Here is a 26,882-nt window from a genome sequence, read left to right on the forward strand (position 1 = left end):
ACCGGGTGCCCCGCCGTCGTCGTACCCGGCCCCGACTGGCGGCCCGCCACTTTTACTGATAGCTCTTGGTAGGTGACCTGGCCTGACAGCCCACGCGGCGGCGACCCTCACCGGTTCGGCACCGATGCGTTCTACGCGGCGCTCGGCCGGGCCTTCGTCGCCATGTGCGCGGTCGTGCCGGTGCTGTTCCTCATCGAGGCGCTCGACGTCGGCCTGCGACTCGGCCTCGACTACACCGCCGGCATCATCCCGCAGCGGATCCAGGGCCTGGACGGTGTCTTCTTCTCGCCGTTCCTGCACGCCGGCTGGAACCACCTCTACAGCAACAGCATCCCGCTGATCCTGCTGGGCACGTTCGTGCTCGCCGCGGGCACCCGCCGGTTCCTCTGGTCCACCGCCGTCATCATCCTGGTCAGCGGCCTGGGCGTCTGGTTCACCGGCTCACCCAACTCGGTGGTGGTCGGCGCCAGCGGCGTCATCTTCGGCTACCTCGGCATCCTGCTCACCCGGGGCGTCGTCGAGCGGAGCTGGTGGAACTTCGCCGTCGGCCTGCTCGTCGGGTTGCTCTACGGCTGGCAGCTGCTCGGCATCCTCCCCACCGACGAGCGCGTCTCCTGGCAGGGCCACCTGTTCGGGCTGCTCGGCGGCGTCGTGGCGGCGATCCTGTTCCGCCGCCGCAGGGACACCGGCGACGCCGACCACCTCGGCTCACCGAGGATGACGCTGCCCTGACGGCGCGTTGATCAGACCCCGGGACATGCTTGCCCGCGGCCACCCGCCCGCCTACCGTTTCGGCATCAGCGAGGGTTGATCCCGAAGCGGAAAGTGACGGTGAGCCATGCGCGAGGTCGATGTCGCCGTGATCGGGGCCGGTCCCGCCGGGCTCTTCGCCGCCTACTACGCCGGATTCCGCGGGCTCTCCGTGTCGGTCATCGACGCGCTGCCCGAGCCGGGCGGTCAGATCACCGCCATGTACCCGGAGAAGCTGATCCTCGACGTCGCCGGCTTCCCCGCGATCAAGGGCCGCGAGCTGGTCGCGAACCTGGTCGCCCAGGCCGCGCCGTTCCACCCCGACTACCAGCTCGGCGTACGCGCGGAAAAGCTGTCCTACCTCGACGGCCGGCCGGTGCTCGGCCTGGCCGGCGGCGAGCAGCTGAGCTGCGGCGCGGTGCTGGTCACCGGCGGGCTCGGCAGCTTCACGCCCCGGCCGCTGCCGGTCGCGGAGAGCTTCACCGGCGGCGGCATCGTCTACTTCGTGCCGCAGCCGGCCGAGCTGACCGACCGGCACGTGCTCATCGTCGGTGGCGGCGACTCGGCGTTCGACTGGGCCGCCACGCTCGCGCCGCTGGCCCGGTCGGTGACGCTCGTGCACCGGCGGGACCGCTTCCGGGCGCACGCCGCCACCATCGAGCGGGTCCGCGCGCTGCCGGTGCGGATCGTCGTCAACGCCGAGGTGAGCCGCCTGTACGGCGAGGAGACGGTCACCGGCGCCGAGCTGACCGTACGCGGCGGCGAGGCGGAGACGCTGCCGGTCGACACGGTGGTGGCCGCGCTCGGCTTCACCGCCGACCTCGGCCCGCTCGCCGAGTGGGGGCTGAACATCGACCGGCGGCACATCGTGGTGGACAGCGCGATGGCCACCAACCTGCCCCGGGTGTTCGCCGCCGGTGACATCACCGAATATCCGGGCAAGGTCCGCCTGATCGCCACCGGCTTCGGCGAGGCGGCCACGGCTGTGAACAACGCGGCTGTCGTCATCGACCCGACCGCGCACCTGTTCCCCGGTCACTCCTCCGACGGCACCTGACGCCGCATCCTCACCGTTCCGTGGCCGGAGCGCGACTGTCCGCGCCCACGATGGACGGATGCGTCCCTCCGAGTCGACAGCACCCGACGGTGCCCGGATTTCGCTCGCCTGGCTGGGTCATCCGGGAACCGTGCTCTCGTTGATCGTGCTGGTGCTCAACGACCATGTGTTCAAGGCGGCCTTTCCGGGCCTGGTGACCGGCAAGCTGAGCGACGTCGCCGGGCTGGTGCTCGCGCCGCCGCTGGTGGCGGTGCTGGTGACGCTGGCCGTGCCCGGGCTCCGGCCCCGGGCCGTCGCCGGTTTCGCGCTGGGTTCGGTCGGTGCCGGCTTCGCGCTGGTCAAGAGCAGTGGGTACGCCGCGACGGCCGCCTCCGGTCTGTGGAGCGTGGTGAGCGGGCCGTCGCTGATCCGGGCCGACCGGACCGACCTGCTCACCCTGCCGGCGCTCGCGGTGGCCGCGTGGACGTGGAAGGCGGCACGGCGGGACCCGGTGGGGCACCGGGCCGCCCGGCTGGTCCGGCTGGTCGTGCTGCTGCCGGCGGCGCTCGTCGCGGTGGCGGCCACGAGCCCGATCGAGCGCCCCGACGCGGTCGCCACCAAGGTGGTCGACGGTCGGCTGGCCGCCGGCGCCGCCACCGGCCCGATGTCGGCGGAGGAGGGCATCCCCACCTGGTGGCGGATCAGCGACGACGCCGGCGTCACGTGGCGCGACCCGGTGGACGCCGAGCAGGAGGCCCTGTGGAAGCGCGTGCCGACCAGGATCGGACCGGACCACCCGGTGTGCGTTGCCGCCACGCCCCAGCGTTGCTACCGGGTGGCGTCGGGCCGGATCCGCGTGGAGGAGAGCGACGACGCCGGACGGACCTGGCGACTGTCCTGGGAGATCCCCGAGAAGCAGCGGGAGTTGTTGAAGGCCCGCTACGAGGAGGCCGGGCCGGACGGGAAACGGATCACCGGTCAGGACCTCGCCGTACTCGACGTCCCCGGTGGCGGACACGTGGTGCTGGTGGCGAACGCCCGGGACGGTTTCGCGTTGCGTGACGTCGCCGGCAGGTGGCAGCGGATCGGTTTCCCGGGTGGCCGGTGGGAAGGGGAGCCGCCGCCGCTGGGCATGATCTCGCCGGGGGACCGGTACGACGACACGGTCCGTGCGCTGCTGCTGGTGCCGGCGTTGGTCGTGCTGGTGCTTCTGGTCGCCCGGACACGGGCCGCCCGGGCGTCCGGTCACGGCTCGTCGCTGCCTGTCCTCCAGGGCGCGCTCCAGGTCCTGATCGGGATGCTGCTGTTCGCGGTCTGGACGAGCGAGAACACCACGCTGGTCAGACTGGCTCCGCTGGTCGTCGTGCCGCTGTTGCTGGGCGCCGCGGTGCTCACCCTCGTCTCGCGCGATCTGTGGGCGGCGCCCGGCCGGTGGGTCGCCGAGGTGCTGGCCGCCGCGGGCCTCACCGCGGCGCTGGCCGGGGCGGCGATGGTGGGATGGCTGCACGGCCGACCGGTGTACGCCGGGACAGCCGTCGTGCTCGCCGTGCTCGGCACGGTGCCAGGGCTGCTGCTCGGCTGGCGGGCGGCCCGGCTGATCGGGCCGTGGCGACCGCCGTACGAGCCGCCGTACCCGCTGGCGGTCCCGGTGGACCGCTCGCGGCCCGGCTGACCCGGCGTCAGGGCAGGCCGATGAGGTCTGCCATCAGGCCGATCTGGTGGTCGAAGTACTCGTCGCGGTGCGGCAGCGCCCGGTTGATCCGGCCGAACAGCTCGAAGCTGATCAGCCCGAACAGCTGGGTCCAGCCGGCCATGCCGCGGGCCAGCAGCGCGGGCGGTACGTCCATGCCGATCTGCTCGACCAGTTCGGTCACGTCGCCGCGCAGCGGCTCGGGCAGTTCCTGGTCGGGCGGGGCGAGCCGGCCGGTGGCCAGCCCGTCGCGCAGGATGCCGATCAGCGTCAGCGGTGGACGCTGGGCCGGCACGATGGTTTCGTCGGGGGCCGCGTACCCGGGCACCGGGCTGCCGTAGAGCAGCGCGTACTCGGCGGGGTGGGCCAGCGCCCAGGCGCGGGCGGCCCGGCAGGCGGCGAGCCAGCGTCCGCGCAGGTCGGCCTGGTCGGCGGCGGCGTCGGCCGCCTCCACCGCGTCGCCGAGCGCGTCGTACGCCTCCAGGATCAGCGCGGTGAGCAGGTCGTCTCGGCTGGGGAAGTAGCGGTAGATCGCCGAGGAGACCATGCCGAGGTCCCGGGCGACCGCGCGCAGCGAGAGGTTCGCGCCGTCGGTGTCCAGGTGGCGGCGGGCCACCGTCTTGATCTCTTCGATCATCCCGGCGCGGACCCGGGCGCGCAGTGAGGGAGCGACCATGCCCTCACTCTGCCACGGATGAGAGCAGCAATCAAAAGAGAGAGCACTGCTCTTGACGTCGACCTGCATTTGAGTCATGCTCTGTTTCGAGAGCGGTGCTCTCGCTTCGGACAACTGCTTCAGAAAGGGTGGATCTGTCATGGCCCTGCATGTGATCGTCGGCGCCGGCCCCGTCGGCACCGCCACCGCCGACCTGCTCGCCGAGCGCGGCGAGCAGGTACGGGTGGTCACCCGGCGCGGCACCGGCCCGGAACACCCGGCGGTCGAACTGGTGGCCGCCGACGCCGCCGACGCGGACCGGCTCACCGAGCTGACCAAGGGCGCGGCCGCGCTCTACAACTGCGCCAACCCGGCCTACCACAGGTGGGCGACGGACTGGCCGCCGCTGGCCGCCGCCCTGCTCACCGCCGCGGAGCGCAGCGACGCCGTGCTCGCCACGGTCGGCAACCTCTACGGGTACGGCCCGGTCGACGCCCCGATGACCGAGGCGACCCCCCTCGCCGCCACCGGCGTCAAGGGCCGGGTCCGCAACCGGATGTGGGCCGACGCGCTGGACGCCCACCGCGCCGGGCGGGCCCAGGTCACCGAGGTACGCGGCTCCGACTACATCGGGCTCGGCGGCAACTCCCTGCCCATGATGGTGCTGCCCAAGGTGCTCGCCGGGCAGCGGGTGTTCCTGCCTGTCGACTGGGACGCCCCGCACACCTGGACGTACGTGCCGGACGTCGCCCGTACCCTCGTCACGGCCGCGACCGACCCGCGCGCCTGGGGACGGGCCTGGCACGTGCCGAGCCCGCCGCCGGTTCCCATGCGGCGTCTGGCCGAGCGGGCGGCGCAGCGGGCCGGCGTGGCGGCGCCACGGCTGGCCCGGATGCCCTACCCGGTGCTCTGGCTCGGCGGCCTGGCCGACCCGTTCGCCCGCGAGATGCGGGAGACCGCGCACCAGTTCGCCGCGCCGTTCGTGATGGACTCCAGCGCCGCCACCACCACGTTCGGGATCGAGGCGACGCCGCTGGACCGCGTCGTCGACGAGATGGTCTCCGGCCTGCGCGCCCCGGCCCCCGCCGCCCGTTAGGGGCGGGGGCGGGACGCCGCCGGGCTCACTCCTGCTCGGCCAGCGGGCGGCCGTCGAAGTCGACGGCCGAGTAGAGGGCGAGCTTCTCCAGGCGGTGGTACGAGTCGATCACCCGGATCGTGCCGCTCTTGGAGCGCATCACGATCGACTGGGTGTACGCGCCACCGGAGCGGTAACGCACGCCGCGCAGCAGGTCGCCGGAGGTGACGCCGGTGGCCACGAAGAAGCAGTTGTCGCCGGTGACCAGGTCGTCGGTGAACAGCACCCGGTCCAGGTCGTGCCCGGCGTCCAGTGCCTTGCGGCGCTCCTCGGCGTCCTTCGGCCAGAGCTTGGCCTGCATCATGCCGCCCATGCACTTCAGCGCGCACGCGGCGGTGATGCCCTCCGGGGTGCCACCGATGCCCATCAGCACGTCCACGTCCGACTCGCCGCGGGCCGCCGCGATGGCCCCGGCGATGTCGCCGTCGGAGATGAACCGGATCCCGGCCCCGGTACGCCGGATCTGCTTGACCAGGTCGTCGTGGCGCGACCGGTCCAGCACGCACACGGTCACCTCGGCGGCGTCGGTGCCCTTGACCTTCGCGATCCGGTGGATGTTCTCGGCCACCCCGGCGTTGATGTCGACCACGTCGGCGTACATCGGGCCGACGGCGAGCTTCTCCATGTAGAAGACGGCGCTCGGGTCGAACATCGCGCCGCGCTCGGCCACCGCGAGCACGGCGAGCGCGTTCGGCATGCCCTTGCTCATCAGCGTGGTGCCGTCGATCGGGTCGACCGCCACGTCCACCTCGGGGCCGGTCCCGTCGCCGACCTCCTCGCCGTTGAACAGCATCGGCGCGTTGTCCTTCTCGCCCTCGCCGATCACCACGACGCCGCGCATCGGGATGGAGTTGATCAGCTTGCGCATGGCGTCGACCGCTGCGCCGTCGCCGCCCTCCTTGTCGCCCCGGCCGACCCAGCGGCCGGCGGCCATCGCCGCGGCCTCGGTCACCCGTACCAGATCGAGGGCGAGGTTGCGGTCGAGATCCTGGGGCGTCCGCGTCCTGGTGGTTGTCATGGCGGCCTCCTCGCGACGTTGCGGGGTGGGACCGGCGGTCGTCGCCGCCGGTTTTGTCGCTGATCCTCACACGATCTCAGGTTCGCGGTCCCGGCGGGGCGGAGGAGGGCAGGATCACGCCTCCCGGCGGGCTGCGACAATGGCCGGGTGGAAGCCGCACAGCCTGCCGACCGCGCACCGACCGACGCCACCCCGCCGGACGGCCAGCCACCGGTCCGACCGGGTGGCGGCCCGACCCCGCCCGAGGGCCAGCCCGCGCTCGTCGCGGAGCAGGGCGAACCGGCCGCCGCGGGCGACACGCCCGCGCCGCCCGCCGGCAAGGAGAAGGCCCGCTCCGAGCGGTCGCCGAAGGACATGGCGCTGTCCCTGCTGATCCTGCTGGTCCCGATCGCGCTGCTGCTCGCCTTCTACCGCGGCTTCCTCGGCGGCGACTCGCCGGTCACCGTCGACCCGGCGTCCGCGCTGGAACAGGCCCGCTCCGCGAACGTCTTCCCGGTCAGCGCGCCGACCGGTCTGGGCGACGACTGGCGTACGGTGAACGCCCGCTTCCGGACCGAGGCCGACGGGTCGACGCTGCGGATCGGGTACGTGACCCCGGAGGGCCGCGGCGCGCAGCTCGTGGAGAGCAACGTCCCGGCGGAGAAGCTCCTCCCGGCCGAGCTGAGTGAGGGCCGGCCGCAGGGGGCGGCCGACCTGCCCGGCGGGCTGAGCTGGCAGCGCTACACCGCCCGCGGCAACGAGCAGGCGCTCGTCCTGCTGGAGCCGAACCGCACCGTGATCGTGGTCGGCGACGCCGGGGAGACGGAGCTGCGCAAGCTCGCCACGTCACTGCGCTGACGTCCGCCCTCCGGGTGAGGCGGGATTGCGGATCCCCGCTTCCGGGAACAGAAGGGACATCGAGCCCGGACGACCCACCTGGAGAGGTTGACGTGAAGATACGACGCTTCAGCGCCACCGCGTTCGCCGCGGCGCTGCTCATTCCCGGCCTGGCGGCCTGCAACGGCGACGCGACGACCTCCGGCGCCTCCTCGACCCCGAGCGCCTCCGGCAGCGTCGCACCGAGCGCCACGGCGTCCAGCAGCGCGGCCAAGCAGGCCCTGCTCGACTCCACGAACGCGATCCGTGAAGGGAACTTCAAGTTCACCATGACCGGTGCGGGCTCCACCGCCGAAGGGCAGGTGCACGAGCCGAGCCAGAGCGCCGACATGCGGATGACCATCGGCGACCCGTCGTCGGACCTGATGATGAAGCTGGACCTGATCCACGCCAAGCCGGACAGCTGGGTGAAGCTGGAGCTGGGCGGCACGGCGGCGACCCAGATCCCCGGCGTGAAGAACCTCAACACCGGCAAGTACCACCACCTCGACCAGAACCGGATCAAGGGCAACCGGGCGCTGGGCTTCGACTTCGAGAAGCTCGACCCGGCCGGCAGCGCCGTGCTCACCCAGGGCATCACCGAGGTACGGCAGACCGGCGAGGGCACGTACGAGGGCACCGTCGACGTGTCCAAGGCCGCCGAGGCGGGCTCGCTCGACCCGGCCGTGATCACCGCGCTCGGCGCGCAGGCCCAGTCCGTGCCGTTCACCGCCAAGGTCGACACGCAGGGCCGGCTCAGTGAGATGGTGCTCAAGATCCCGGCGGCCGGGCAGAACGCCGCACAGGACCTGAAGATCACCTACACCGACTACGGCAACGCGGCGGCGGCCCAGAAGCCCCCGGCCGACCAGGTCGTCGAGGCGCCCGCCGAGCTGTACAACCTGTTCAACTGACCTCCGCGGTGGGGTTCGGCGATCACGCCGGACCCCACCGTCAGTCCTCGGCGCGCTGCCGCGCGGCGTCGATACGGGCGCGCGCGCCGTCCAGCCAGCGCTGGCACACCCCGGCGAGTTGCTCGCCGCGCTCCCAGAGGGCCAGCGACTCCTCCAGCGAGGTGCCGCCGGCCTCCAGCTTCTCCACCACCGAGGCCAGCTCGGCGCGGGCCTGCTCGTAGCTGAGCTGCTCGTCCTTCGTCCCGGTCATCGTCTCTCTTTCCTCAGCCGTCGACGGTGGCGGTCAGCTCGCCCTCGGCGAGGCGTACCCGCAGTGGATCGCCCTTGGCGACCTCGGACGCCGCGCGGACGACGTGGCCGTCGGCGCGCTGCACGATCGCGTAGCCGCGCTCCAGCGTCGCGGCCGGGGACAGCGCGCGCAGCCGGGCCAGCGTGTGCCGCAGGTCGTCGGTGGCCCCCCGCAGCCGGTGCTCCAGGGACCGGCCGGCGCGGTCACGCAGCGCCGACACGTCCACCGCCCGCTGCTCGACCATCACCTGCGGCCGGGCCAGCACCGGACGGGAGCGCAGCAGGTCGATCCGGTGCTGCTCCCGGTCGACCAGGTGACGAACGGCCCGTTCCAGCCGGGACCGGGCCTGGCCGATCAGCCGGACCTCCTCGGTCAGGTCCGGCACGATGCGCTTGGCCGCGTCGGTCGGGGTGGAGGCGCGCACGTCGGCCACGTAGTCGAGCAGCGGCGCGTCGGTCTCGTGGCCGATCGCGCTGACCACCGGCGTGCGGCAGGCGAAGACCGCCCGGCACAGCGTCTCGTCGGAGAAGGGCAGCAGATCCTCGATGCCGCCACCGCCCCGGGCGATGACGATCACGTCGACCGCCGGATCGGCGTCGAGCACCTTGAGCGCGCCGACGATGTCCGGCACCGCGCCCGGCCCCTGCACCGCCACGTTGATCGTGCGGAAGTCGACGGCGGGCCAGCGGCGGCGGGCGTTCGTCAGCACGTCCCGCTCGGCCGCCGAGGCGCGGCCGGTGATCAGGCCGACCCGGCCCGGCAGGAACGGCAGCCGCCGCTTGCGGGACCGGTCGAACAGGCCCTCGGCGGCGAGCAGCTTCTTGAGCTTTTCCAGCCGGGCCAGCAGTTCACCGAGGCCGACCTGGCGAATCTCGTCGGCGCGCAGGCTGAGCGTGCCCCGCGCGGCGTAGAACTCGGGCTTGGCGTGCAGCACCACCCGGGCGCCCTCGCGCAGCTCCGGCGCGCCGGCGTCCAGCACGTCGCGGTTCGTGGTGACGGTGAGGCTCAGATCGGCCGACGGGTCGCGCAGCGTGAGGAAGACGGTGCTCGCGCCGGGCCGGCGGCTGATCTGCGCCACCTGGCCGTCGACCCACACCCAGCCGAGGCGGGCGATCCAGGCGCCGACCTTCTGGCTGACCACCCGGACCGGCCACGGCTCCTCGGCCGTGCTCCGCCCGTCCGGCTTGCTCTGCCCGTCCGGCCTGCTCTGCCCGTCCTCTCCCGCGCTCACCAGCACACCCTACGGCCCGGGACCGACAGCGCCCGCGCGCGCCTCGCGGCCGCTGCCGCGCGGGAGAGCGCCACGTACGATGGGCGGGTGACTGACGCTGAGACGACTCCCCGGACCGGCAAGCGCGTGCTCCTGGCCAACCCCCGCGGCTACTGCGCGGGCGTGGACCGGGCGGTGCAGACCGTCGAGGAGGCGCTGAAGCTCTACGGCGCGCCGATCTACGTGCGTAAGCAGATCGTGCACAACAAGCACGTGGTGCGCACGCTGGAGGCCCAGGGCGCGATCTTCGTGGAGGAGAACGAGGAGGTGCCGGAGGGCGCCACCGTCATCTTCTCCGCCCACGGCGTCGCCCCCGAGGTGTACGAGCAGGCCAAGGAGCGCTCGCTGCGGGCGATCGACGCCACCTGCCCGCTGGTCACGAAGGTGCACCACGAGGCCCGGCGGTTCGCCGCGCAGGACTACGACATCCTGCTCATCGGGCACGAGGGGCACGAGGAGGTCATCGGCACCGCCGGTGAGGCGCCCGCCCACATCCAGCTCGTCGACGGCCCCGACGGCGTCGACAAGGTCACCGTGCGCGACCCGGAGAAGGTGGTCTGGCTGTCCCAGACCACGCTGTCGGTGGACGAGACGCTGGAGACCGTGGCCCGGCTCAAGAAGCGCCTGCCGCTGCTCCAGTCGCCGCCCAGCGACGACATCTGCTACGCCACCTCCAACCGCCAGCACGTGGTCAAGGAGATCGCCCCCGAGTGCGACGTGGTGATCGTGGTCGGCTCGCGCAACTCCTCGAACTCGGTCCGGCTGGTCGAGGTGGCGCTGGACGCCGGCGCCCGCGCCGGGCACCTGGTCGACTTCGCGCACGAGATCGACGACGCCTGGCTGGCCGGGGCGAGCACTGTGGGTGTGACCTCCGGCGCGAGCGTCCCGGACGAGCTGGTCCAGCAGGTGCTCGCGCACCTGGCCGAGCGCGGCTTCGGCGACGTCGAGGAGATCACCACCGCCGACGAGCGGCTGACGTTCTCGCTGCCGCAGGAACTCAAGCGCGACATGAAGGCCGCCGCCGCGGCGCGCGGCTGACGGGAACGCAACGGCCGTCCGCCGCGTCCAACCGACCATGAAGACTCCTCGTACGGTGCTCGTCGCACTGCTCGCCGGCCTCGCGCTGACCGCCTGCGCCGCACCCGGCGACGGGTCCGCCGATCCCAGCCCCAGCCCGAGTACGACGGGAGCCGCCCCGGTGACCAGCCAGCCCGATCCCGGCACCGGCCCGAGCCGGCCGGACCCCTCCTGGAAGGGCGGCCCGTCGACGCCGCCGGGCGTCGGCGGCACCGTCATCACCGGAACCGTGCAGGCCGGGGTCGAGCCGAACTGCCTGCTGCTCGACGGCCACCTGCTCGTCGGCGGCCCCCGCGACGTGCTCAAGGCCGGCGCCCGGGTCGAGGTCACCGGCCGTCCCGAACCGGGCATGATGACCACCTGCCAGCAGGGCACCCCGTTCGTGGTCGAGTCCGCCCGCCCCGCCTGACCTGGCTACTGAAGTCCCGGCCGGCAGGCCGACGAAGCGTCGAACCATCTGTTGTCAGACTGGGCGGCTCTGCGTCACCTGCCGGGCGTCGTCCAGCCCTGGACGTCTCCACAACGTCAGAACGGCAATCGTGAGAAGCGCAGCGCCGATCCATGCACCGAGCCGCAGAAAGACGAATCCAAATCCAAGCCAGACCGGGATCGGCTCCGCCGGCGCGCTGAGGGCCTGGCCAAGGGCCAGTGCGCTCACTGCCGCGGCCGGTAGCAACGCGACGCTGCCGGTGATGAAGAGCACCACGACCGGCTGGCTTTCAGCGGCCGGCCGACGCCGTATGTGATGTGCGATGCCGGCGATCATCCACCAGCCCGCAATCGCCCCCAACGCCGCACCGGCCAGGGCCGCGGGCGACGCCAGCGCGGGGGCGGTGCGAGTTACCGAGGCTTGAACGCCCACGCGATCAGCGTCGACGACGCCCTGTGAGCCCACCTCGATCCGCCAACCATCGCGATACGCCACGAAGGTCGGGCAGCATGTCTCGTCCAGGACGGGCCCGACGTCCCATCCCGCCCGCCGCAGCGGATCGCGGGCGTTGTTGACGGCAGAGACTGCGGCGGACCGGTCCGGCCAGGTGCTCAACCAGCTCACCGAGCCGGTACGGTAGCCGTCGGTCCCGAGTAGTAGATCTTTCCAACCTCGCTCGGCGTCCGCAGCGAAGACCGCCTCGAGCCGATGAGGCCCCTCGGAGTTTGCCGGCAGAGCCGGTTCGATCATCCTTTGCGCTTCCCCGTCGGTCGGCAGCGCAGGCGCAGTCTGCCAGGTCAAGAAAGACAGGAAGGAAGCCGCGGCGACGGCGCAGAGCAAGGCCGCCACGAATGCCGCCGAAAGCTCCCACCTTCCCCGAACAGCCAGCTTCTCACGGGCCGTGCCGATGAACGCCGCGACCACCCGTCGTGGCCGAGCTGATGGCGGTCGGGTCATGATTTCCCCTTAAGCGGTGGCGCTGACGCGGTCAGGGCGCTGCTCACCTTAACACCCTGAGCCCATTGGAATGCGGTTGAGAATTAATGGATATGAAATGAATTGGTGTGGGCGCCAAGCGCCCGCACCAATTCATTTCACGCTTTGGTTCGCTTAGTAGATCCAGACGCCGTTGTAGATGCGGATCCAGCTTCCCTTACCGTAGAACCATCCACGGTAGAAGATGCGATGGGTGGTCGACCTGAAGCAGTCGGTGTCGCGCCAGCCGAAGTAGGAATTCGAGCTCTTTCCGCTGGGAAGGTTGCCGTACGGCCCGGTCACCGAGCATGAGGTGTGGCTCGACGAATCGCGGCTCAGGTTGAGTGTCTTTCCGCTCCGGTTGTGCACAACCCCACAGAACACGTTGCACGAAGTGCCGTTGGTGCAGTCCGGCGGCGGTGCGAGAGTCCTGAACGCGCCACCGCCCTCCTCGCAGGCCAGCGACGGGATGGCCAGCTTCGCCTCGGCCACGTCGAGGTCGAGCCCTGCGGCGTCGATCTCTTCCTGAGTCGTGCCGAGCTCGACGATGATGATGGTTTCTTCTGGTTCGTCAGCCCATGCTGCGCCGCTGTTCGGAAGAGTCAGGCCGCCAATTGAAATGGCCAGCGCGCCCAATGTCGCCAACAATGCGCGACGGATTCCCCGCATGTGCACCTCGTTCTCTGGAAGGGGTGTTGCGGACACCATACATAGACATCGAAGTATCGGCAAGCGGCTAAGAGTGGCCGGGCTTAATTGCCTTAATGTCCGTTATGCCAAAGGGGGCATCGTGCAATGCGGCAGTCTGGCAGAATGCGATTCTGTCTCGACTTGGGCGGGCAGGCGCAGCTGCCGCATGCGCTTCGGCGAGCCGCGCTGTGGCTCAGAATTCGTGGTGGCGAAGCTCGGGCGCCTGCGGCTGCCTCGGCGCCAGCTCGACCTGCGCCGGGGCGGCCAGCTCGTCGTCGGAGACGCCCAGCTCGGCCAGCTTCCGCGCGCTCACCAGCACCCGGGCCTCCAGCGAACCCACCGCCCGGTTGTACGCCGTCACCGCCCCGCCCAGCGAGCTGCCCAGCTTGCCGACGTGGTCGCCCAGCGTGGACAGCCGCCCGTACAGCTCGCGGGCCAGCGAGTGGACGGTCGCCGCGTTGCGCGCCAGCGCCTCCTGCCGCCACGAGTAGGCCACCGTGCGCAGCAGCGCCACCAGCGTCGCCGGGGTCGCCAGCACCACGTTGCGGGCGAACGCATGCTCCAGCAGGGACGGGTCGCGTTGCAGGGCCACGTCGAGGAACGGGTCGGCCGGCACGAACAGCACCACGAACTCCGGCGTCTGGTCGAACGCCGACCAGTAGGACTTGGCGGCCAGGCCGTCCACGTGCGCACGCAGGTGCCGGGCGTGCGCGTCCAGGTGGGTGTCACGCCCCCGCTCGTCGCGCGCCTCCATCGCGGTCAGGTACGCGTCGAACGGCGCCTTCGCGTCCACCACCACCGTCCGGCCGCCGTGCAGCCGGACCACCAGGTCGGGGCGTACCCCCTGGTGGTCGGTCGCGGCGGTGACCTGCTCGCTGAAGTCGCAGTGCTCCAGCATGCCGGCGGCCTCGACGATCCGGCGGAGCTGGTGCTCGCCCCAGCGGCCCCGCACCTGCGGCGCGCGCAACGCGGCCACCAGCTGCTTGGTCTCGGTGCGCAGCTCGCCGGAGACCGCGCTCATGGACCGCACCTGCTCGCGCAGCTCGGCGTACGCGTCGACCCGGTCCCGCTCCAGCTCGGCCACCCGCTGCTCGTAGCGGCGCAGCGTGTCGTGCAGTGGCGCGACCGCGCGGGCCACCGCCTCCTGCGACTGCGCCGTGGCCTCGTAGCTCAGCGCCCGCATGGACTGCTCCAGCCGGCCCTCGCCCGCCTTGGTCGCGGCGAGAGTCGCCTCCAGGCGGGCGATGTCGGCCGCCGCGCGCGCCCGCGCGGCCAGCCAGCCCACCGCGCCGCCCGCGGCGAGGCAGAGCACCACCACGGCCAGCGTCGCAAAGCTCATGGCCAAGAGCTTGCCAAACGGGTACGACGTGCGCCCGGTGGGTACGTTCGAGTCATGGAGTTCGCGTTGTGGCTGTTCCTGATCCTGCTGCTCGGAGGTGCGTTCATGTTCTGGCGGAGGGGGAGCAGATCGCGTCGCTCGAACGAACTGGCCGACGCCCGCGCCGAGGCGCAGCGGTGGTACGAGCGGCTCGGCGGCCAGCTGATGAACCTGCACGGCGACGCCCCGGCGGTCCGCCAGGCGCTCGCCGACGCGGGTGAGCGCTACAACGCGGCCGGTTCGCAGCTGGAGCAGGCGAGCACGCCGCGCCAGTTCGGGCTGGCCCGGGAGACCGCGCTGGAAGGGCTGGCGTACATCCGGGCGGCGCGTACCGCGATGGGCATCGACCCGGGCCCGGAGCTGCCGCCGCTCGCCGCCGCCCAGGGCGCGGGCGCGCTCACCAAGGAGCGTCAGGTCGACGTGCAGGGGCAGACGTTCCGGGCCGGACCGCAGCCGGGCAACGCGACGCCCTACTACTACCCGGGTGGCCGGTTCCAGGGGCGGCCGGTGCCGGCCGGCTGGTACTCCACGCCGTGGTGGAAGACCGCGCTCGGCGCCGGCGTCGGTGTGGTCGGCGGTCTGCTGATCGCCGACGCGCTGTTCTCGCCCGCGTTCGCCGACCCCGGGTACGGCTACGACGCCGGCTACCAGGAGGGCTTCGGCGACGGCCAGGACTTCGGCGACCAGGGCGGAGACATGGGCGGCGGTGGTGACTACGCCGGTGGCGACTTCGGCGGCGGGGACTACGGCGGTGGCGACTTCGGTGGCTTCGGCGGCGGAGATTTCGGCGGTGACTTCGGCGGCGGCGACTTCTAGCCGGCACCGCCGCGCCGGGCGCGGTGCGCCGCGCGTCGGGCGCTGCTCGCGACGCGCCGCGCGCAGGCGTTAAGAAGGGCCCCCTCTTATGCACGAGGCGTTAAGAGGGGGCCCTTCCTTACACCTCAGCCGGTGTTGCGCATGCCGGCGGCGATGCCGTTGACGGTGGTCAGCAGCGCCCGCTCCAGCGCCGTACCGTCGTTCGGGGCACGCCGCCCACCCGGCGCGGTCGCCACCGCCCGCCCGGCCGCACCGGATTCGCGGTACTGCCGCAGCAACGCCACCTGGAGGTGGTGCAGCGGCTCCAGGTAGGTGTCCCGCACGGCGAGCGTGCGCTGCAGCACGGGGGAGTTCTCCAGCAGCGCCGGCGAGCCGGTGACGGCCAGCACCTCCTGCTTGGTCAGCTCGTACTCCTGCTCGATCTTGTCGAAGATCGGGTGCAGCTTCTTCGGCACCAGCGTCTCCACGTACCGCCGGGCGATGGTCAGGTCGGTCTTGGTCAGCATCATCTCGACGTTCGACAGGAACGTGCGGAAGAAGTGCCAGTTCCGGTTCATCTCGGCGAGCACGTCGGCCAGCCCGGCCGCCCGGGCGGCGGCCAGCCCGGAGCCCACGCCGAACCAGCCCGGCACGATCTGCCGGGTCTGCGTCCAGCCGAACACCCACGGGATGGCCCGCAGGCCGGACAGGCCGGCGCCGGTGTTCGGGCGCTTCGCCGGCCGGGAGCCGATGTTCAGCGCGCCGAGCAGCTCGGTCGGCGTGGAGGCCCAGAAGTACGCGGGCAGGTCCGGGTCCTCGACCAGCGACCGGTACGACCGGAACGCCGACTCGGACACCACGTCCATGGCCGCGTCCCAGCGCTCCAGCATCTCGGCCGGCTGCCGGGGCGCGGTGTGCAGCAGCGTCGCCTGAAGCACCGCCGCGACAGTCAGCTCCAGGTTCTCCCGGGCCAGCGCCGGCAGCGTGTACTTGTCGGAGATGACCTCGCCCTGCTCGGTCACCTTGATCGCGCCGTCCAGCGTGCCGTACGGCTGGGCCAGGATCGCGTCGTGTGTGGGACCGCCGCCACGGCCGACGGTGCCGCCCCGGCCGTGGAACAACCGCAGGTGTACGCCGTGCCGCGCGGCCACGTCCCGCAGCGCGCGCTGCGCCCGGTGGATGGACCACTGGCTGGTGGTGATGCCCGCCTCCTTGTTGGAGTCCGAGTAGCCGAGCATCACCTCCTGCACGTCGCCCCGCGCCGCCACCAGCGCCCGGTACGCGGGCAGCGACAGCAGCTCGTCCAGCAGCTCGCCGCCGGCGTTCAGCTCGGCCGGGGTCTCCAGCAGCGGCACGATGCCGATGCGGGCCCGCCCGGAGTGCACGTCCACCAGGCCGGCCTCGCGGGCCAGCACCACGGCGGCGAGCACGTCGTCCACGCCGAGCGTCATCGAGATGATGTACGACTCGATCACCTCGGGGCCGAACCGGTCCTGCGCCTCGCGGATGGCCGCGAACACGTCGAACGTCTTGCGGGCCGACTCGGTGAGCGGGCTGTCCTGGGTGGAGAGCGGCCGGCGGCCGGTCAGCTCGTCGGCGAGCAGCTTGGTGCGCTCCAGCCGGGTCAGCGCCGGGTAGTCGGACACCTCGCCGACGGCCTCGTAGAGCTGGGCCAGCACCTCGTGGTGCTTCTCCGCGTGCTCCCGGATGTCCATGGTGGCCAGGTGCAGCCCGAACGCGGACACCGTACGGATGGTCGAGGCGAGCCGCCCGACGGCGGTGAGCTGGCCGGAGTTGCGGGCCAGCGACGCGCGCAGCAGCTCCAGGTCGGCGATCAGCTCGGCCGAGCCCCGGTAGTCGCGCCCCGGCACGTGCGGGGTGTCGGCGCGCAGCCGCTCCCGGGTGTTGGCGAGCTTCGCCTTCACGCACCGCGCCTTGAGCCGGTACGGCTCCTCCGCGTTGACCCGGCGGAACCGGGGCGCCACCTCGGGCAGCGCGTCCAGGTCCTTGGCGAGGCTGGCGGACAGGTCGAGCGACACCGCGCGCAGCCGCCGGGACACGCTGACCTCGGTGATCAGCTCGTCCATCGCCTTCTCGGTGGCGGCGATGCCGTGCTCGTGCTGGATGCGCAGCACCTCGCGGGTGACCACCGGCGTGACGAACGGGTTGCCGTCGCGGTCGCCGCCGATCCAGGTGCCGAAGCTCAGCGGGCGGGACGTCGGTGACGTCTCCACGCCGAGCGTGCGCAGCGTGTCGGCGAGGTCGTCGAGGACCTGCGGCGCGGCCTCGGCGTACAGGTCGCGCAGGTAGTAAATCGCGTTGCGCGCCTCGTCGGTCGGGTCCGGCCGGTCCAGCCGCAGCTCGTCGGTCTGCCACATCAGGTCGAGCAGTTCGGCCAGGCGGCGGTTCGCCGGGCCCTCGTCGCTGGCGCCGTACAGGATCGCGTTCGCGGTCTCGGTGTCCAGCTCGTCGGCGACCGCGCGCAGCTTGGACAGGATGGACCGGCGGGCCGCCTCGGTCGGGTGCGCGGTGAAGACCGGGCGTACGGCCAGCCGGCGGGCCGCGGCGGCGATCTCCTCGGCCGGTACGCCCCGCTCGGCGATCATCTTGGCGGCCTGGTCCAGCCAGCCGCCGTCGGTGGCGCGGCGGCGGCGCAGGTCCCGGGCGCGGTGCACCTGCTCGGTGATGTTCGCCAGGTGGAAGTAGGTGGAGAAGGCACGGGCGAGCTTCGTGCCGGTGGTGACGTCGAGCCCGGCGAGGCGCTGGGCGGCGGCCGGCGCGTCGGAGCGGACCTGGGCGCGGATCTCCTCGACCAGGTCGAGCAGCGGGCGGCCCTCCTGCCGGGCGAGGGTCTGCCCGAGCAGCGTGCCGAGGCGGCGGATGTCGGCCCGGAGAGCGGCGTCGGGGCCGTCGTGGTCGTGCTGGTCGGTCACGGTTGCGCTCCTTACGCGAGGACGAAGGACAGCGCTGTCCGACTCCCCTGGATCGTATCCGCGTATCCCCGGGGGACAGGAGGGGGACCGCGTGATGATCTGCACTCTGGGACGGCCCGCCGGTCAGCCCCGGTCGACGGCGTGCCGGCCCGGCGCCGGGCGCCGTCGGGCGCGGAACATGGTCGCGGTGAGCAGCCCGGCCAGGCCGGCGACGACCCAGATCAGCAGGCCGGTCAGCGCCCAGCCGCCGCCGCGCCAGTCGAAGTAGATGGCCGATTTGAACAGGTCGGTGGCGAGGCCTGGAACGTTCCAGCGGTGCATGCCGCGCAGGAGCGGCGGCAGGAACTCGGGCGCGTAGATGCCACCGGACCCGGGGTTGCCGAGCACCACGAGCAGCAGGATCACGATGCCGGTGCCGAGCAGTCCGAGCCAGCCCTGCACGGCGGCGGCGACCATCCCGGCCGCGAACGCGGCGAGCGCGCCGACCACCGCCACCGCCGCCACGTGACCGGCGAACACGCCGAGCACCGGTCCGACCAGGATCGCCCCGATGACGCCGAGCAGGATCGCGTGCACCGCGAGCGTGGCGATCCGCAGCCCGGCCCGGCGCAGGTCGCGGGGGCTGGTGCCGAGTGAGATGCCGAGCGCCGTGGACGCCAGGTAGCCGCCCAGCACCACGCCGACGGCCAGGTAGAACGGGACCAGGCCGCGCGGGTCGTCGCCGGAGACCGGCACGTCGTCGGTGACCTGAAGCGGCACCCCGGCCTGCCGGGCCGCCTCGGTGAACACGTCGGTGACGAGTTCGGTGGCGGCGGGCGCTCCGGCGCTGGCGGTGGCGAGCGTCAGGCCACCGTCAGGGGAGGAGCTGAGCACCGCGTACACCGATCTGTCGGTGAGGCCGTCCTGGGCGGCGCCGCGGCTGTCGTACCCGACGGGTTTGATCGTGTCGGTGCGGGCGCGGACGGCGGACATCACGGCCTGGGCCTGCTGGTCGCCGGTGACGACGGCGACCGGGATGTCGCGCGGGTCGGGCTTGTGCAGCGCGCCGACGTAGGCGGCGATGAACGCGCTGGCCAGCGCCAGGGTGCCGAGGATCAGCGCCGCCGTGCGCGGCAGCCAGTCCCGGGTACGCAGTTCCGGCTCGTCGTCCACGCGCTCAGCCTATTGGCGGCATTTGCCTGGCTGAGGCGGTTTCGTCAGGGCGAAAACCGCTGGTCCGGGCCGATAGCGTCGGGCCATGCAGGCACCCGTCTATCCCCCCAAACCGAAGCCGGGCGACCGCGTCGCGGTCGTCTCACCCTCCGCCGGCCTGCCGGGTCTCTTCCCCCACGTGTACGAGCTGGGGCTGCGCCGGCTCCGCGACGAGCTGGGGCTGGAACCGGTGGAGTACCCGACCACCCGCGTCATGGGCGCCGACCCGCGCGACCGGGCACGTGACCTGATGGCCGCGTTCACCGACCCGACGATCACCGCCGTGCTGGCCACCGTCGGCGGGGACGACCTGATCACTGTCACCCCGTACCTGAACGACGAGGAGCTGTGGGCCAACCCGAAGCCGTACTTCGGCTACTCGGACAACACCAACGTGCTCAACCACCTCTACCGGCTGGGCGTCGTCGGCTACCACGGCGGGTCCGTGCTGGTGCACCTCGGGCGCTCCGGGAAGCCGCACCCGCTGACGCTCGACTCGCTGCGCGCCGCGCTGTTCACCTCCGGCTGGTACGAGCTGACCGCCGCCCCCGAGTGGGGCGACGAGCCGTGCGACTGGCGCGACCCGGCCACGCTGGCCGAGGAGCCGCCGATGTACCCGTCCGAGGGCCGGCGCTGGCACGGCCCGGCCGAGGTGGTGCAGGGCCGCACGTGGGGCGGCAATCTGGAGATCCTGCACTGGCTGATGGCGACCGACCGCGTTCCGCGCGCGGCCGACCTGGCCGGCTCGGTGCTGGTGCTGGAGACCTCGGAGGAGATGCCGTCCGTGCAGGAGGTCTTCCGGATCGTGCGGAACCTGGGCGAGCGCGGGTTGCTCGCCGGCTTCCCGGCGATCGTGGTGGGCCGGCCCAAGGCGTGGGACTTCGACCGGCCCCACACGGTCGCGGAGCGGCTGGCCTGGGCCGCCGACCAGCGGGCGGCGATCCTGTCGGCTCTTGCCCCCTACGCGGGCGACCCGGTGGTGGTCTTCGACGTCGACCTGGGCCACACCGACCCGCAGCTGATCATCCCGTACGGCGGCGAGATCCGCGTGGACGCGGTGGAGCGACGGATCGCCGTCCGCTACTGACCCCGCCGCCCGCCTGCTCGGTGGAACGGCATGGGTGTCTACGTCGCCGTTTGACACCCATGCCGTTCCACTCACGCCTCGAGGTGGCGGTCAGTGGAACGTTATGGGTGTCTCAGCGCCCTTTTGACACCCATGGCGTTCCACCCGGCGCTTGGCGGCGCTTGGCGGGCGGCGGTTGGCGGCGGGCGGCGGCGTGGGTCAGGTGGCCACGACGGCGAAGGCGCGGACCGGGAACGTGCCCATGCCGGCGACCCGTGGCGGGGCGGCGGTGAACCGGAAGCCGGTCGGCGGCAGCGCGTCCAGGCCGGTCAGGTGCTCCACGATCGGCACCCCGGCGGCCAGCAGACCGGTGTGTGCCGGGCGCTGACCCGCTGCCGCCGGAGTCATGTCGTCGATGTTGATCGAGTCGATGCCGACGAGCGCCGCGCCCGCCTCGGCCAGCCACTGCGCACCGTCACCGGTCAGGAAGGGCGCCTCCGGCGCGGCGTACCTGTCGGTGCCGAAGTGCGCGTCCCAGCCGGTGTGCAGCAGCACCGCGCACCCGGCCACGTCGTACGGGGCGAGCATCAGCCGGTCCACCGCCCGGGTACCGGCGGGCACCCGCACTACCAGGCCGGGCAGGTCGGCGAGGCGGTCCAGCGGCACCCCGGTCAGGTCCGGGCCGTCGGCGAAGCGGTGCGACGGCGTGTCCACGTACGTGCCGGTGTTGGCGATCATGTCGATCCGGGCGACGTGGAACTCGACGCCCGGCGCGTACCGATTCCGGGACTCCTCCCGGGTCAGCCAGTCGCTGATCGCCGGGCCGGGCCAACCGGGCAGCGTGACCAGCCCTTCGGCGATCACGTGACTCAGTTCGACGAGCTTCCGCCCACCGGAGGCCGGCACATCGAGGCCCCGTCCGCCCTTGTGCGGCTCCTCGACCACGGTCCGGTTGGTGATCCGCACCTCGCCGACCATGAGCAGCCCGAGGTGCCGGACCAGCAGCGCGGCCACCTCGTCGTCGGTGACGTCCGGGTGCGGCACGTCCAACCGGAACCCGTCCGTGCGCAGGCCACCACCGTTTGCGAAATCCACCTGGGCGTCGAAGACCGCCCGATACTCGACCATCCGCCCACCGCACCACGCCCGGCCACGGCCGGTCAAGATCGAAGATCGGGCGGGCCCGGATCGTCGGTGGAGGGGGATAGGCTCGAACGGTGCACCCCCCGTCCGGCTGGACGCGGGGTCGTCGTCGTGTGTCGATCCGCTGGAAGTGATCACTGATGCTCACCGGACTCTTCTCCGCCGCCCTGGCCGACCCGGGGCTGGCCCGGGCGCGTGACCTGGCGCGCTCCGGTGCCGCGCAGGTCGACGGGCTCGACCTCACCGCCCCCGCCGCGCTGCGCCCGTTCGCGGTGGCAGCGGTCGCCGCCGACGAGCCGGCCGGCGGCGCGGGCCGTCCCGTGCTCGCGGTCACCGCCACCACCCGGGAGGCCGACGACCTGGCCTCCGCGCTGGGCAGCCTGCTGCCGCCGGAGCAGGTGGCGGTCTTCCCGTCCTGGGAGACGCTGCCGCACGAGCGCCTGTCGCCCCGCTCCGACACGGTCGGGCGGCGCCTCGCCGTGCTGCGCCGCCTCGCCCACCCGGAGGCCGCCGACGCGCACGGCCGCACCGGGCCGCTGCGGGTCGTCGTCGCGCCGGTCCGGTCGCTGCTCCAGCCGCAGCTCAAGGCCCTCGGCGACCTGGAACCCGTCCAGCTCGCCGCCGGTGACGAGGCCGACCTGGAAGAGGTCGCCCGCCGGCTCACCGACATGGCGTACGCCCGGGTCGACCTGGTCACCAAGCGCGGCGAGTTCGCGGTACGCGGCGGCATCCTGGACGTCTTCCCGCCCACCGACGAGCACCCGTCCCGGGTCGAGTTCTGGGGCGACGAGGTGGAGGAGATCCGCACGTTCGCGGTCGCCGACCAGCGCACCATCGAGGGCGTCGCGCAGATGTGGGCGCCGCCGTGCCGCGAGCTGCTGCTCACCCCGGACGTGCGGGAGCGGGCCGCCGCGCTCGCCGCCGAGCACCCCGAGCTGGCCGAGATCCTGGACAAGCTCGCCGAGGGCATCCCGGTGGAGGGCATGGAGTCCCTCGCGCCGGTGCTGATCGGCGCCGACGCGCTGGAACTGCTCGTCGACTGCATGCCGGCCGGCACCCACGTACTCCTCTGCGACCCCGAGCGCATCCGCACCCGCGCGCACGACCTGGTGCGTACCTCGGAGGAGTTCCTCCAGGCCAGCTGGGCCGCAGCCGCCGTCGGCGGCCAGGCCCCGGTCGACCTCGGCGCCGCCGCCTTCAAGACCCTGGCCGAGGTACGCACGGCAGCCCGCGCCCTGCGCCAGCCCTGGTGGACGCTCGCGCCGTTCGGCCTGGTCGAGGCGGACGCGGCACCGGCCCGGCAGCCCTGGGAGGACGCGCCGGCCGAGGTCGACGTCACCCCCGACGACGCCATCGCGGTGAGCCTGGCCGCCCAGCCGGCCCCGCTCTACCACGGCGAGACGGCCCGGGTGGTCGAGGACCTGAAGCGCTGGGCCGGCGAGGGCTGGTCGATCGCGCTGGTCTTCGAGGGGCACGGCCCCGCCCAGCGGGCCGTCGAGGTGCTCCGCGACGCCGGTCTCGGCGCCCGGCTCACCGAGGAGGTGCCCACCGCGCCCGCACCGGGCGAGCTGCTCGTGTCGTGCGGCTGCCTGACCGCCGGCTTCGTCGACGAGGCGTCGAAGTTCGTGCTGCTCACCGGCAACGACGTCACCGGCGGCCGGGGCACCTCCACCCGCGACATGCGCAAGATGCCCAGCCGGCGGCGCAACACCATCGACCCGCTGGAGCTGAAGGCCGGCGACTTCGTGGTGCACGAGCAGCACGGCATCGGCCGGTACGTCGAGCTGGTGCAGCGCACGGTCAACGGCGCCAGCCGCGAATACCTGGTCATCGAGTACGCGCCGAGCAAGCGCGGCCAGCCCGGCGACCGCCTCTTCGTCCCGACCGACCAGCTCGATCAGCTCTCCCGCTACGTCGGCGGCGAGCAGCCCACGCTGCACAAGATGGGCGGCTCGGACTGGCAGAAGTCCAAGGCGCGGGCGCGCAAGGCGGTCCGCGAGATCGCCGCGCAGCTCATCCAGCTCTACGCCGCGCGCAAGGCGTCCAAGGGGCACAACTTCGCCCCCGACACCCCGTGGCAGCGGGAGCTGGAGGACGCCTTCCCCTGGCAGGAGACGCCGGACCAGCTGGCCGCCATCGAGGAGGTCAAGCGGGACATGGAACAGACCGTCCCGATGGACCGGCTGATCTGCGGCGACGTCGGCTACGGCAAGACCGAGATCGCGGTACGGGCGGCATTCAAGGCGGTGCAGGACGGCAAGCAGGTGGCGGTGCTGGTGCCGACCACGCTGCTGGTGCAGCAGCACTACAACACGTTCGCCGAGCGGATGAGCCAGTTCCCGGTGTCGATCCGGCAGCTGTCCCGGTTCCAGACGCCGAAGGAGACCGAGCAGACGCTGGAGATGGTCGCCGCCGGCACCGTCGACATCGTCATCGGCACCCACCGGCTGCTCCAGGCGTCCACCCGGTTCAAGCAGTTGGGCCTTGTGATCATCGACGAGGAGCAGCGGTTCGGCGTCGAGCACAAGGAGCACCTGAAGACGCTGCGCGCCTCGGTCGACGTGCTCGCCATGTCGGCCACCCCGATCCCGCGCACGCTGGAGATGGCGATCACCGGCATCCGGGAGATGTCCACCATCGCCACCCCGCCGGAGGAGCGGCACCCGGTGCTCACGTTCGTCGGCGCGTACGACGACCGGCAGGTGGCCGCGTCCATCCACCGCGAGCTGCTCCGCGACGGTCAGGTCTTCTATCTGCACAACCGGGTCGAGTCGATCGAGAAGACGGCCCGCAAGTTGCGGGAGCTGGTGCCGGAGGCCCGGGTCGCGGTGGCGCACGGCCAGATGGGCGAGGAGGCGCTGGAGAAGGTGATGGTCGGCTTCTGGGAGAAGGAGTTCGACGTCCTGGTCTGCACCACCATCGTCGAGTCCGGCATCGACATCCCGAACGCCAACACGCTCATCGTGGAGCGGGCCGACCTGCTCGGCCTGGCCCAGCTGCACCAGATCCGCGGCCGGGTCGGCCGGGGCCGCGAGCGGGCGTACGCGTACCTCCTCTACCCGCCGGAGAAGCCGCTCACCGAGAACGCGCACGAGCGGCTGGCCACCATCGCCCAGCACACCGAACTCGGCGCGGGCATGTACGTGGCGATGAAGGACCTGGAGATCCGCGGCGCCGGCAACCTGCTCGGCGGCGAGCAGTCCGGCCACATCGAGGGCGTCGGCTTCGACCTGTACGTCCGGATGGTCGGCGAGGCGGTGTCCGCCTTCAAGGGCGAGAGCACCGAGGAGGAGACGGAGGTCAAGGTCGACCTGCCGATCGATGCGCACCTGCCGCACGACTACGTCGGAGTGGAGCGGCTGCGCCTGGAGATGTACCGCAAGCTCGCCGAGGCCCGCGACGCCGAGCGGCTGCGCGAGGTGGTCGCCGAGATGACCGACAGGTACGGCGAGCCGCCCGCGCCGGTGCAGAACCTGGTCGCGGTGGCACGGTTCCGGCTGCTGGCCCGCCGTTACGGGCTCACCGACGTGTCGATGCAGGGCAAGCACATCCGGTTCGGCCCGCTGCCGCTGCCCGACTCGAAGCAGATGCGGCTCAAGCGCTACCACCCGGACTCGGTCTACAAGCAGGCGCTCGACCAGGTCAGCGTGCCCCGGCCCAGCACCCGGCGGATCGGCGGCGAGCCGCTGCGCGACCAGGCGTTGCTGGAGTGGTGCGAGCAGCTCCTGGCGGATGTCCTGGGCAAGCCCGAGGAGCTGGCTCGTGCGGTCCCGGCGGGTGCGCGATGAGGTGGGTGGAGTCACAGGCCGGTACGGGGCGTGAGAGAGTGAGCCACATGCGTGCACGTCGTTCCCTCGTCGCCGTCAGCGTCGCGGCTCTTGCCGCGCTCTCTCTCGCCGCCTGTGGCCGGTCCGCCCCGGACGTCGCCGCCTACGTCGGAGACACCCGTTACTCCGTCGAGCGGGTCGATGCGATCTACGACGACGCGCAGCGGCAGTACGCGGACGCCGTCCGGAACCAGGCGCCGCAGACGCCGTCGCCGGAGGAGCTGCGGTCCCCGGTGACCCGGCAGGACGTGCTGAACCTGCTCGTCGCGCTCGACCTCGGCAAGCGCGTGGCGGCCGAGAAGGGCCTCCAGGTCACCGACGAGGTGTCCCCGGAGCAGCTTCAGCAGCCGCTGCGGATGCCGGCGACCACCGAGTACACGAAGCTGTGGGGCGAGTGGGTGGACCTCTCCGCCACCCTTCAGCAGAGCCTGCCCCCGGCCGACCTCAGCGACGAGTCCCTGATGGCCGTCTACCGCGCCATCGAGAAGACCGGGGCGATCCAGCCGGGCCTGACCGTCGACCAGGTCCGGCAGGCGTTCGGCGAGGCCGGGTTCGTGCGCAGCGCCACCGCGCTCAGCAACGTGCTGCAGCAGCAGGCCGAGAAGGTGGACGTCAGCGTCAACCCCCGGTTCGGGGTGAGCGGCGTGCCGTCGCTCGTCAACACCGGCCAGTCGCTCGTCTTCTACTCCCTGCCCTACGTCAACCAGGACGGCCCGGTCACCGACATCTCGACGCCGGAGGCGCCGGCCGGTGGTTCGCCGGCCCCCGGAACCGCATGACCGCGCGCATCGTCCTGCTCGTCACCTCGCCCCGGCTGCCCGCCGGCCTGCTGACCTCGGCCGCCTGGGACGCCGTACGCTCCGCGCCGGTCCTCGCCGGTGCGGAGAGCGAGCTGACCCGGGCGGTCCGGACGGCCGGCGCCGAGGTGAGCGTGGTGACCGAGGGCGCGACCCAGGCGCTGCTCGACGCCGCCGCCACGCACGGCGGGGCGGTGTGGCTGGCCGGCCCGGCCGGCGACGAGACGCTGGCCCGTGAGCTGGGGCTGCGGCTGGCCCGCGAGCCCGGGCTGGCCGAGCTGGAACTGATGTACGGCTCGTGGGACCCACCCGGCGCCCGGCTGCTCGACGCGGTCGAGGTGATGGACCGGCTGGCCTCCCCGGGCGGCGACCCGTGGAAGCGGGCGCAGACCCACCGCAGCCTGGCCGGGTTCCTGCTGGAGGAGTGCTACGAGGCGTACGACGCGATCAGCGCCGACGACACCGACGCGCTCCGCGAGGAACTGGGCGACGTGTTGCTCCAGGTGCTGCTGCACGCCCGGCTGGCCGAGGACCTACCGGACGGCAAGAGCTGGACCGTCGACGACGTGGCCGGAACGCTTGTCGACAAGATGGTGCGGCGTAACCCGCACGTGTTCTCCGGCGAGCCGGCCGGCTCGATCGAGGAGATCGAGGCGAACTGGGAACGGATCAAGCGGGATGAGAAGACCCGCGAATCGGTGCTGGACGGCATCGCGCTGAGCCAGCCCGCGCTCGCGCTGGCCGCGAAGATCCTGGACCGCGCCGGCCGGGTCGGCCTGGCCGTACCGCCCCCGCTGGCCGAGTCGCAGGTGGACCCGGAAGCGCGGCTGGGGGCGAGCCTGCTGGCAACTGTCGCCGCCGCCCGGCAGGCCGGCATCGACCCGGAGGCCGCCCTGCGCCGTGCAACCTTGGCGTACGCCGAGGCGGTCCGAGCCGCCGAACGCCCCACCTGACCCCGCCCACCCCTC

At 72.5% G+C, this 26,882-nt stretch carries 23 protein-coding genes; 13 read left to right on the plus strand and 10 right to left on the minus strand.

What is annotated here, in order from left to right:
- Positions 1-72: 72 nt before the first annotated feature.
- The 3 genes from A4R25_RS19565 to A4R25_RS19575 all read left to right on the plus strand — a co-directional run bounded on the left by A4R25_RS19565 (position 73) and on the right by A4R25_RS19575 (position 3,458).
- The gene (locus A4R25_RS19565) at positions 73-732 is read left to right on the plus strand and encodes a rhomboid family intramembrane serine protease (RefSeq protein ID WP_064447660.1); all 660 of its coding nucleotides are present in this window, start codon (positions 73-75) and stop codon (positions 730-732) included.
- Positions 733-838: 106 nt separating this feature from the next.
- Positions 839-1,807: an NAD(P)/FAD-dependent oxidoreductase gene (locus A4R25_RS19570; RefSeq protein ID WP_043326622.1), complete on the plus strand. Its 969-nt coding sequence runs from the start codon at positions 839-841 to the stop codon at positions 1,805-1,807.
- A 58-nt stretch (positions 1,808-1,865) separates the two neighbouring features.
- Positions 1,866-3,458 (plus strand): hypothetical protein, encoded by a 1,593-nt coding sequence (locus A4R25_RS19575; RefSeq protein ID WP_157539125.1) that lies wholly within the window; start codon positions 1,866-1,868, stop codon positions 3,456-3,458.
- Positions 3,459-3,465: 7 nt separating this feature from the next.
- Here the strand turns inward: A4R25_RS19575 and A4R25_RS19580 are convergent, their stop codons facing one another.
- A complete protein-coding gene (locus tag A4R25_RS19580; protein WP_043326618.1) occupies positions 3,466-4,152 on the minus strand; it encodes a TetR/AcrR family transcriptional regulator in 687 nt (228 codons plus the stop codon).
- 139 nt (positions 4,153-4,291) lie between these two features.
- Between A4R25_RS19580 and A4R25_RS19585 the strand changes: the two genes are divergently transcribed.
- A complete protein-coding gene (locus A4R25_RS19585) occupies positions 4,292-5,227 on the plus strand; it encodes an NAD-dependent epimerase/dehydratase family protein (RefSeq protein WP_064447662.1) in 936 nt (311 codons plus the stop codon).
- Positions 5,228-5,252: 25 nt separating this feature from the next.
- Here the strand turns inward: A4R25_RS19585 and glpX are convergent, their stop codons facing one another.
- Positions 5,253-6,284, minus strand: a complete 1,032-nt coding sequence (gene glpX, locus A4R25_RS19590; RefSeq protein WP_043326614.1) for a class II fructose-bisphosphatase — start codon at positions 6,282-6,284, stop codon at positions 5,253-5,255.
- Positions 6,285-6,431: 147 nt separating this feature from the next.
- Here glpX and A4R25_RS19595 point away from each other — a divergent pair, with 147 nt between their 5' ends.
- Together A4R25_RS19595 and A4R25_RS19600 are read left to right on the plus strand one after the other, a co-directional pair.
- A complete protein-coding gene (locus tag A4R25_RS19595; protein WP_064447663.1) occupies positions 6,432-7,121 on the plus strand; it encodes a DUF4245 domain-containing protein in 690 nt (229 codons plus the stop codon).
- 92 nt (positions 7,122-7,213) lie between these two features.
- Positions 7,214-8,053, plus strand: a complete 840-nt coding sequence (locus A4R25_RS19600; RefSeq protein WP_064447664.1) for a hypothetical protein — start codon at positions 7,214-7,216, stop codon at positions 8,051-8,053.
- A gap of 40 nt (positions 8,054-8,093) precedes the next feature.
- On the opposite strand, the gene A4R25_RS19605 is transcribed toward A4R25_RS19600, so the two are convergent.
- Positions 8,094-8,303 (minus strand): exodeoxyribonuclease VII small subunit, encoded by a 210-nt coding sequence (locus A4R25_RS19605; protein ID WP_064447665.1) that lies wholly within the window; start codon positions 8,301-8,303, stop codon positions 8,094-8,096.
- 13 nt (positions 8,304-8,316) lie between these two features.
- Positions 8,317-9,573, minus strand: a complete 1,257-nt coding sequence (xseA, locus tag A4R25_RS19610; RefSeq protein ID WP_082931083.1) for an exodeoxyribonuclease VII large subunit — start codon at positions 9,571-9,573, stop codon at positions 8,317-8,319.
- A gap of 87 nt (positions 9,574-9,660) precedes the next feature.
- Between xseA and A4R25_RS19615 the strand changes: the two genes are divergently transcribed.
- Positions 9,661-10,650, plus strand: coding sequence for a 4-hydroxy-3-methylbut-2-enyl diphosphate reductase (locus tag A4R25_RS19615; protein ID WP_064447666.1), 990 nt, complete (start codon positions 9,661-9,663; stop codon positions 10,648-10,650).
- Positions 10,651-10,687: 37 nt separating this feature from the next.
- Positions 10,688-11,098 carry a hypothetical protein gene (locus tag A4R25_RS19620; protein WP_043326603.1) on the plus strand — a complete coding sequence of 137 codons (411 nt, stop codon included), beginning with the start codon at positions 10,688-10,690 and terminating at the stop codon, positions 11,096-11,098.
- Between the two features lie 54 nt (positions 11,099-11,152).
- Here the strand turns inward: A4R25_RS19620 and A4R25_RS19625 are convergent, their stop codons facing one another.
- The 3 genes from A4R25_RS19625 to A4R25_RS19635 all read right to left on the minus strand — a co-directional run bounded on the left by A4R25_RS19625 (position 11,153) and on the right by A4R25_RS19635 (position 14,123).
- A complete protein-coding gene (locus A4R25_RS19625; protein ID WP_157539127.1) occupies positions 11,153-12,076 on the minus strand; it encodes a hypothetical protein in 924 nt (307 codons plus the stop codon).
- 153 nt (positions 12,077-12,229) lie between these two features.
- A complete protein-coding gene (locus tag A4R25_RS19630; RefSeq protein WP_064447668.1) occupies positions 12,230-12,763 on the minus strand; it encodes a hypothetical protein in 534 nt (177 codons plus the stop codon).
- 214 nt (positions 12,764-12,977) lie between these two features.
- Positions 12,978-14,123 (minus strand): DNA recombination protein RmuC, encoded by a 1,146-nt coding sequence (locus A4R25_RS19635; protein ID WP_064447669.1) that lies wholly within the window; start codon positions 14,121-14,123, stop codon positions 12,978-12,980.
- Between the two features lie 54 nt (positions 14,124-14,177).
- Here A4R25_RS19635 and A4R25_RS19640 point away from each other — a divergent pair, with 54 nt between their 5' ends.
- On the plus strand, positions 14,178-14,978 hold the full coding sequence (locus A4R25_RS19640; protein WP_043326597.1) for a hypothetical protein: 801 nt from the start codon (positions 14,178-14,180) through the stop codon (positions 14,976-14,978).
- Positions 14,979-15,103: 125 nt separating this feature from the next.
- Here the strand turns inward: A4R25_RS19640 and ppc are convergent, their stop codons facing one another.
- Together ppc and A4R25_RS19650 are read right to left on the minus strand one after the other, a co-directional pair.
- Complete coding sequence (ppc, locus tag A4R25_RS19645; protein ID WP_064447670.1) at positions 15,104-17,890, minus strand: phosphoenolpyruvate carboxylase; 2,787 nt, start codon at positions 17,888-17,890, stop codon at positions 15,104-15,106.
- A 123-nt stretch (positions 17,891-18,013) separates the two neighbouring features.
- The gene (locus A4R25_RS19650) at positions 18,014-19,042 is read right to left on the minus strand and encodes a hypothetical protein (RefSeq protein WP_064447671.1); all 1,029 of its coding nucleotides are present in this window, start codon (positions 19,040-19,042) and stop codon (positions 18,014-18,016) included.
- An 85-nt stretch (positions 19,043-19,127) separates the two neighbouring features.
- On the opposite strand from A4R25_RS19650, the gene A4R25_RS19655 reads away from it, so the two are divergent.
- A complete protein-coding gene (locus A4R25_RS19655; protein ID WP_064447672.1) occupies positions 19,128-20,168 on the plus strand; it encodes a S66 peptidase family protein in 1,041 nt (346 codons plus the stop codon).
- Positions 20,169-20,366: 198 nt separating this feature from the next.
- On the opposite strand, the gene A4R25_RS19660 is transcribed toward A4R25_RS19655, so the two are convergent.
- Positions 20,367-21,275, minus strand: coding sequence for a cyclase family protein (locus A4R25_RS19660; protein WP_064447673.1), 909 nt, complete (start codon positions 21,273-21,275; stop codon positions 20,367-20,369).
- A 155-nt stretch (positions 21,276-21,430) separates the two neighbouring features.
- On the opposite strand from A4R25_RS19660, the gene mfd reads away from it, so the two are divergent.
- The 3 genes from mfd to A4R25_RS19675 are packed head-to-tail and all read left to right on the plus strand — an operon-like array spanning position 21,431 to position 26,867.
- Entirely contained in the window at positions 21,431-25,078 is a 3,648-nt protein-coding gene (gene mfd, locus A4R25_RS19665; protein WP_064447674.1) for a transcription-repair coupling factor, read from the plus strand.
- Between the two features lie 47 nt (positions 25,079-25,125).
- Positions 25,126-25,896, plus strand: coding sequence for a SurA N-terminal domain-containing protein (locus A4R25_RS19670; protein WP_064447675.1), 771 nt, complete (start codon positions 25,126-25,128; stop codon positions 25,894-25,896).
- Complete coding sequence (locus A4R25_RS19675; RefSeq protein WP_064447676.1) at positions 25,893-26,867, plus strand: nucleoside triphosphate pyrophosphohydrolase; 975 nt, start codon at positions 25,893-25,895, stop codon at positions 26,865-26,867. The genes A4R25_RS19670 and A4R25_RS19675 overlap by 4 nt, the downstream gene beginning before the upstream one ends.
- Positions 26,868-26,882: the final 15 nt, after the last annotated feature.

This window comes from Micromonospora sp. NBRC 110037, from assembly GCF_001652995.1.
Lineage (GTDB): Bacteria > Actinomycetota > Actinomycetes > Mycobacteriales > Micromonosporaceae > Micromonospora > Micromonospora chalcea.